This window comes from Frateuria sp. Soil773, assembly GCF_001428405.1.
Classification (GTDB): Bacteria; Pseudomonadota; Gammaproteobacteria; order Xanthomonadales; family Rhodanobacteraceae; genus LMSL01.
Map to the genome: position 1 here is coordinate 67869 of NZ_LMSL01000004.1, position 6011 is coordinate 73879.

Below are 6011 nucleotides of genomic sequence, written 5' to 3' on the forward strand. Positions count from 1 at the left end.
ACCCGCACTCCTCGAAGACGTCATTCCAGCGAACGCTGGAATCCAGGGCCTCTGCGCTCCGATGATCCAAAGTCGCTGGACCCCCACTTCCGCCAGGATGACGAGCGAAGGCGGACCGGCACGGCGGTCCTTCCACTTCAGTTCTTGCGCGGCCCGCTGTGCTGCGAATACAGCCCGTGCCAGCGCCCGTCGATATAGACGAAGACGTCGGAGGAACGCACGTCGCCGGCCGCACCCTTCGCCAAGTCGTAGAACGACAGCACCGCGGTGTCGCCATGGATCGCCACCGACTTGCCCGAGGGGTGCGCCTTCAGCCATGCCTCGACCTCGGCGCGCTGGGTCTTCGAGCCGCGGTTCTTCGTCGCGTTCGCCAGGATCGCGGCCTTGGGATGCACGCTGCCGTCGGCGCCCACCGAGCGGTATTCGGGCAGCAGCATCTGGTCGAGCCAGGCGGTATCGCCGTCGAGTTCCGCATCCAGCCAGTGCTGGTCGACCGCGATCACCGCCGCCGCGGTCTTCGCGCGTTCGCCGCTGCCGGCCGCATCCGGCGCCGGGGTGGCCGCGCTCGCCGCGGCGGCGCCGAGTACCAGCGCGGCCAGCCATGCCGCGCCGGCTCTGGGGGAATACTGCTTGCGCATGTCGTGCTCCGTGGTCCGCGGCGGGGTTGCCGCCGGGCGAGGCTGCGCCACGCAGAGGCGTATCGCGGCAGGTTCGTGACGAGCGCCCGGATGGTGTGGCGGACGGCCATTTTGCGGCGATCAACGGCAAGCCGGACGGTAGAACCGGCGCGCCGGCCGCGACGTGGCGGCAGCGACCGCTTGCGCGACCAGGCGCGCCGCTCGTCACCGCCCGCTGGCCGTCCGTCACGGAAGCGGCGACCGCGCCGGCCGCAGGCACCACCCTGTCGGCGCCCGCCTGGGCGCTTTCCCGGGCACCATCGAGAGACGACCGTGCGCCTTGCGACAACCTTCGCCATTCCGGCAACCGCAGACACCGGCTCGACAGCGACGCGCGGCGGCAAGCCGGCGGCACGCTTCCGGCGGCACGCCGGCCTGTTGCTGCTCGCCCTGTCGCTCGCCCCGCTCATGCCGGCACGCGCCGCCACGGACGCGTTGGCGCCGCTGGCCTGGTTCGTCGGATCGTGGCAGTGCGCCGGCCGGTTCGCCGACGGCCGGCCGATCCGCTCCACCGAGACCTTCACGCGCGAGCTGGACGGCCACTGGCTGCGCATGCACCACGCGGACCTCCCGCCGAACCGCTACGCCGCCGACGAATGGTGGGGCTACGACCGCGCCGCCGGGCACTTCACCGTGACCGTGTTCGACGCCATGGGCGGCCTGCGGCATTACACCTCAAGCGGCTGGCAGGGCGATGCGCTGACGCTGGAAAACACCGCCACCGGCGGCTACGTCGACCGCTTCGTGTTCCACCGCCAGGACGCCTCGCACTACCACTTCGCCTATGCCCACAAGGACGCCTCCGGCGCCTGGAAGACCGGCGACGAACTGACGTGCACGCGCATGCCGCCGACACCCATGCCGCGCTGACCAGGCCACGCCATCGGCACCCTGACTAGGGCCGGCATGCGGCATCGCCGGCCCGGCATCCCCGTCGTCCACTACGCCCCCATGAGTGGAGGTCCAACATGTTCACGCGATCTTCCTGGCTTCTTTCCGCCGGCCTTGGACTGGCCTGCGCCTGCACCGCCGCATTCGCAACGGCCGGGCCAGCGGCCTCCGGCAACGCGTCCGCCAGCGTCGCGCCGGACGGACAGGCGCCCTGGCTCCAGGCGTCGGTCGCCTCGCCCGCCTTCGCTCCCGGCCGGCATGCCGTGTTCTTCGCGCAGGGTCGCGGCGAGTCGCGGCGCATCCTGTACACCGACCGGCACGGCGACACCTGGTCGGCGGCACGGCCGGCATCCTTTTCCGGCGGCACGTGGATGGACATGGAACCGGCCATGGCGCCGGACGGCTCGTACCTGGTCTTCGCGTCCAACCGGCCGGCCACGCCCGGCGGCGCCGCGCTCGACGGCTACTACGACGACAAGCCGCAGCCACAACGCGGCGGCAACCTGTGGCGGACGGACCGCCGCGCCGACGGCTGGAGCGCCCCCGTGCGCCTGCCCGATGCCGTCAACAGCGGCAGCTCCGTCTACGCGCCGGCGGTGGCCGCCGACGGCAGCCTCTATTTCATGAAGGCGGACCCGGCGACCAGCCATTTCCGGCTCTACGTCAGCCATGCCGCCCGGGGCAGGCTGCAAGCGGCGGTGCCGCTGCCCTTCAGCGACGGCGTGACCGACGACTACGACCCCGCCGTGGCGCCGGACCAGTCCTTCATCGTGTTCACCTCGGACCGCCCGCCCTCGTCGGCGACCACGAGCGACATCTTCATCGCCTTCGCCACGCCCGGCGGCTGGAGCCGTCCCGTCGATCTCGGCATTGCCGGTACCGAGTCCCGGTTCGACCCGGACCTCTCCACGCTCTACTTCAGCGGGCCGGGCAACCGCGTCCAGACCTTCGCCCTGCGAGCTTGGCTGGCGCAGCATGCGAAGCCGCGCAAGTGACTGGCCCACGGCACTTTCGACCGGCTACCGGCGAAGGCACACTCGGCGAACGCCCGAGTCCGGAGCGACGATCATCGCCAGCGAACTTCCCATGCCCGCCGAACCGCAACGCCTGAAGCCATGGCTCGTGGCCTTCGGCTTCTGGACCGTGCTGGCCTTGTCGTACGCGCTCAGTTCGGGCCTGTCCGGGATCAGCGAAGGGCACGAGCCGGCCTGGCTGCGCGGCCTCACCTGGAACCTCGCCGATTTCTGGCTGTGGATGCTGCTGGCGCCGGCGATCGGCTGGCTGGGGCGGCGCACGGCGGGCCTCGGCTGGCCGCGCTTCCTCGCCCTGCACGGGCCGGCCGGCATCGGCGTGGCGCTGGCGCAGACCCTGGTGCAACTGACGATCTACTGGACGATCTGCGGCCCGGGACGGATGCCGGTGGATTCGCTGGGCGGCTTCATCCACATGGAGTTCTTCTACAAGTTCCAGCAGAGCCTGGTGAGCTACTGGGTGATCCTCACCGTGCTGCGCGGGATGGAATCGCGCCGGCACCTGCGCGACGAGCGGCTGCGCAGCACGCAGCTGGAAACGCAGCTCGCGCAGGCGCAGTTGCAGGCGCTGCGCATGCAGTTGCAGCCGCATTTCCTGTTCAACACGCTCAACGCGATCTCGGCGCTGGCGCTGGCCGACCCGTTGCAGGCGCGGCTGATGATCGCGCGGCTCGGCGACTTCCTGCGGCTCACGCTGGAGCAGCGCCACGCGCCGCAGGTGCCGCTCGCGCGCGAGCTGGAATTCCTCGACTGCTACCTCGGCATCCAGCAGGTGCGCTTCCAGGATCGCCTGCATACTCGCCTGGACATCGCCGACGACACGCTCGACGCGAGCGTGCCCAACCTGATCCTGCAGCCGCTGGTGGAGAACGCGCTGCGCCACGGCCTGCAGCACAAGCCCGGCGCCGGCACGCTGAGCATCTCCAGCCGCCGCGAGGGCGACCGCCTGCGGCTGCGGGTGGACGACGACGGCCTCGGCCTGCCGCCCGCCGGTGCGCCCGAAGGCATCGGCCTGAGCAATACGCGGGCGCGCCTGCACATGCTGTTCGGCGGCACCGCGCAACTCGAACTCACCGCCATGCCCGACGGCGGCACGCGCGCCGAAGTGCGCCTGCCGTTCATCGAGTTGCCCGCATGAACCTGCCGCGGCTGCGCACCGTACTGGTCGACGACGAAGTGCTGGCGCGCCTGGCGCTGCGCCAGGCGCTGGCCTCGCACGCCGAGGTGGAGATCGTGGGCGAGTGCGGCAATGCCGACGAGGCCATGCAACTGGTGCAGGCGCTGCAGCCGGACCTGCTGTTCCTGGACATCCAGATGCCCGGCATGGACGGCTTCGGGCTGCTGCACGAGCTGTCGCCCGAACGCCTGCCGCTGGTGGTGTTCACCACCGCGTTCGCCGAGCATGCGCTGCGCGCGTTCGACGCCAACGCGCTGGACTACGTGCTCAAGCCGTTCGCGCAGGCGCGGTTCGACCAGGCGATGGCGCGCGTGCTCAAGCACTGGCAGGGCCTGCACGCCGGACACGGCCCGCTCGCGGAACAGCCCGCCGCCGCATCCGCCGGCAGCGGCTACGCGCAGCGCATCAGCGTGCGCAGCGGCGAACGCCTCCACGTGCTCGCCACCGACGACATCGACTGGATACGCGCCGACGGCAACTACCTGCACCTGCACGTGAACGGCGCCCGCTTCCTGCACCGCGACACCCTGCAACACCTGCTGGCCATGCTCGATCCGGCCTGCTTCCTGCGCATCCATCGCGGCATCGTGGTCAACCTGGCGCGGGTGGCCGAGATCCATCCGCTGTTCCAGGGCAATGCCGAGGTGGTGCTGCGCGACGGCACCCGGCTCACCCTCAGCCGGCGCTTCCGCGTCGGCGCCATGGCCGCCCTGGGCCTGCGCCGAAGCGCCCCGGCCCGCGCGTAGAAGCCGCACCCGTCGCGCTGCCTCCGGCCCGTGGTCACGCGCATGCCAGGGCATCGCAACCGAAACCGCCCCTGCAAGGAATCGAGGGTCCGGCGGCCGCATCGGACCGCTCGTCACGCCATCCGCGCCTGCCGTCACATAACGCCTGCGCGGCAACGGCCCGGGCGGCAGGCTCGGCTTGCCATTCCCATTCGCGTGGAGAACCACTCATGTCGCCGAAACCATCCTGGATCGCCGCCTGCTGCGGCCTCGCCCTGACCGTTGCCACGGCCCACGCCGGCGAGCTGGTCGGCCCCGGCACGATCTCCACCGGCCTGCAGGAAACCTCGGCGGCGCTGGCGCCGGACGGCCGCACGCTGTACTTCATGCGCTCGGACTTCGCCGAGGCCGACGACACCATCATGGTGTCGCACCGCCGGGGCGGCGGCTGGTCGGCGCCGGAAGTCGCCGCGTTCTCCGGCCAGTGGCACGACTCCGAGCCGTCGCTATCGCCCGACGGCAAGCGCCTGTACTTCGTCTCCAACCGCCCGCCCCGGCAGGGCGACGCGCCGGTCACGGTGGAGATGGGCGGCCACCGTTTTCCCGGCACCAACCTGTGGTTCGTCGAACGGCAGGCGGACGGCCGCTGGGGCGATCCGGTGCACGTCGATGGCGCGCTCAACGACGGCGCGATGATCTACAACCCTTCGGTGGCGGCCAACGGCGACGTCTACTTCTCCGCGCACCGCCCCGACTCCGGCAAGGCCTACCAGATCTACGTGGCGCGCCGGCAGGGCAACGGCTACGCGGCTCCCGAGCAACTGCCGCTGGGCGACGCCGCGCACAGCCGGATGGACCCGGCGATCGACCCGCAGGGGCGATTCCTGGTCTACGCCGGCAACGAAGGCGACTCGCTGGGCAGCGCCGACCTCTACATCGCCTTCCGCCAGGCGGACGGCCGCTGGAGCAAGCCCGAACGCCTCGGCGGCGACGTCAACAGCGACAAGCTGGAAAACGCCCCCTCGCTGGGCCGCGCCTTCGGCGAACTGTTCGTGTCGAGCGCCCGCCAAGACGAGGTGCGCTTCCCTAAACCCCGCGACAACGCCACCACCCTGCAGCAACGCCTGCAATCCCCGCTCAACGGCTCGCGCAACCTGTGGCGCTTCGACATCTCCGGCGTGCTGCGCGCGCATGGGATCGCGCCACCGGCCGGCTGAGCGCGGCCCCTCCCACCTCCCGAAACCGTCATTCCAGCGAACGCTGGAGATGCTTTTCGACAGCCGAAGGGCCGGTCATTGAACGTCCTCCACGCTCTGGTGGATCAAAGTCACTGGATCCCGGCCTTCGCCGGGATGACGAGCCGGGGCGAAACCAGCAAGCCAGGCACCGACACCCTCGCTACCGAGACCCGTCATTCCAGCGAAAGCTGGAATCCAGCGCCTCTACACTTCGATGGACCAAAGTCACTGGATCCCGGCCTTCGCCGGGATGACGGGTCGGGGCGAAACCG

6 protein-coding genes are annotated in these 6011 nt (G+C 70.9%); 5 read left to right on the forward strand and 1 reads right to left on the reverse strand.

Annotated elements, in window-relative coordinates; translation table 11 throughout:
- Positions 1-137: 137 nt before the first annotated feature.
- Entirely contained in the window at positions 138-638 is a 501-nt protein-coding gene (locus ASG87_RS03060; RefSeq protein WP_056000644.1) for a nuclear transport factor 2 family protein, read from the reverse strand.
- Between the two features lie 312 nt (positions 639-950).
- Here ASG87_RS03060 and ASG87_RS19085 point away from each other — a divergent pair, with 312 nt between their 5' ends.
- From ASG87_RS19085 to ASG87_RS03085, 5 genes are all read left to right on the forward strand, one after another.
- Positions 951-1547 carry a DUF1579 family protein gene (locus tag ASG87_RS19085; protein ID WP_162258306.1) on the forward strand — a complete coding sequence of 199 codons (597 nt, stop codon included), beginning with the start codon at positions 951-953 and terminating at the stop codon, positions 1545-1547.
- A gap of 98 nt (positions 1548-1645) precedes the next feature.
- Positions 1646-2563, forward strand: a complete 918-nt coding sequence (locus tag ASG87_RS03070; protein ID WP_082582716.1) for a PD40 domain-containing protein — start codon at positions 1646-1648, stop codon at positions 2561-2563.
- Positions 2564-2654: 91 nt separating this feature from the next.
- Positions 2655-3737, forward strand: coding sequence for a histidine kinase (locus ASG87_RS03075; RefSeq protein WP_056000652.1), 1083 nt, complete (start codon positions 2655-2657; stop codon positions 3735-3737).
- Positions 3734-4522 carry a response regulator gene (locus ASG87_RS03080; RefSeq protein ID WP_056000654.1) on the forward strand — a complete coding sequence of 263 codons (789 nt, stop codon included), beginning with the start codon at positions 3734-3736 and terminating at the stop codon, positions 4520-4522. The genes ASG87_RS03075 and ASG87_RS03080 overlap by 4 nt, the downstream gene beginning before the upstream one ends.
- Before the next feature lie 209 nt (positions 4523-4731).
- Entirely contained in the window at positions 4732-5718 is a 987-nt protein-coding gene (locus tag ASG87_RS03085; RefSeq protein WP_056000657.1) for a PD40 domain-containing protein, read from the forward strand.
- Positions 5719-6011: the final 293 nt, after the last annotated feature.

What these genes read in the sequence shown, in the direction of transcription:
- ASG87_RS03060 (WP_056000644.1), bottom strand. Translation starts at nt 638, where the DNA reads ATGCGCAAGCAGTATTCCCCCAGAGCCGGCGCGGCATGGCTGGCCGCG.
- ASG87_RS03070 (WP_082582716.1), top strand. Translation starts at nt 1,646, where the DNA reads ATGTTCACGCGATCTTCCTGGCTTCTTTCCGCCGGCCTTGGACTGGCC.
- ASG87_RS03075 (WP_056000652.1), top strand. Translation starts at nt 2,655, where the DNA reads ATGCCCGCCGAACCGCAACGCCTGAAGCCATGGCTCGTGGCCTTCGGC.
- ASG87_RS03080 (WP_056000654.1), top strand. Translation starts at nt 3,734, where the DNA reads ATGAACCTGCCGCGGCTGCGCACCGTACTGGTCGACGACGAAGTGCTG.
- ASG87_RS03085 (WP_056000657.1), top strand. Translation starts at nt 4,732, where the DNA reads ATGTCGCCGAAACCATCCTGGATCGCCGCCTGCTGCGGCCTCGCCCTG.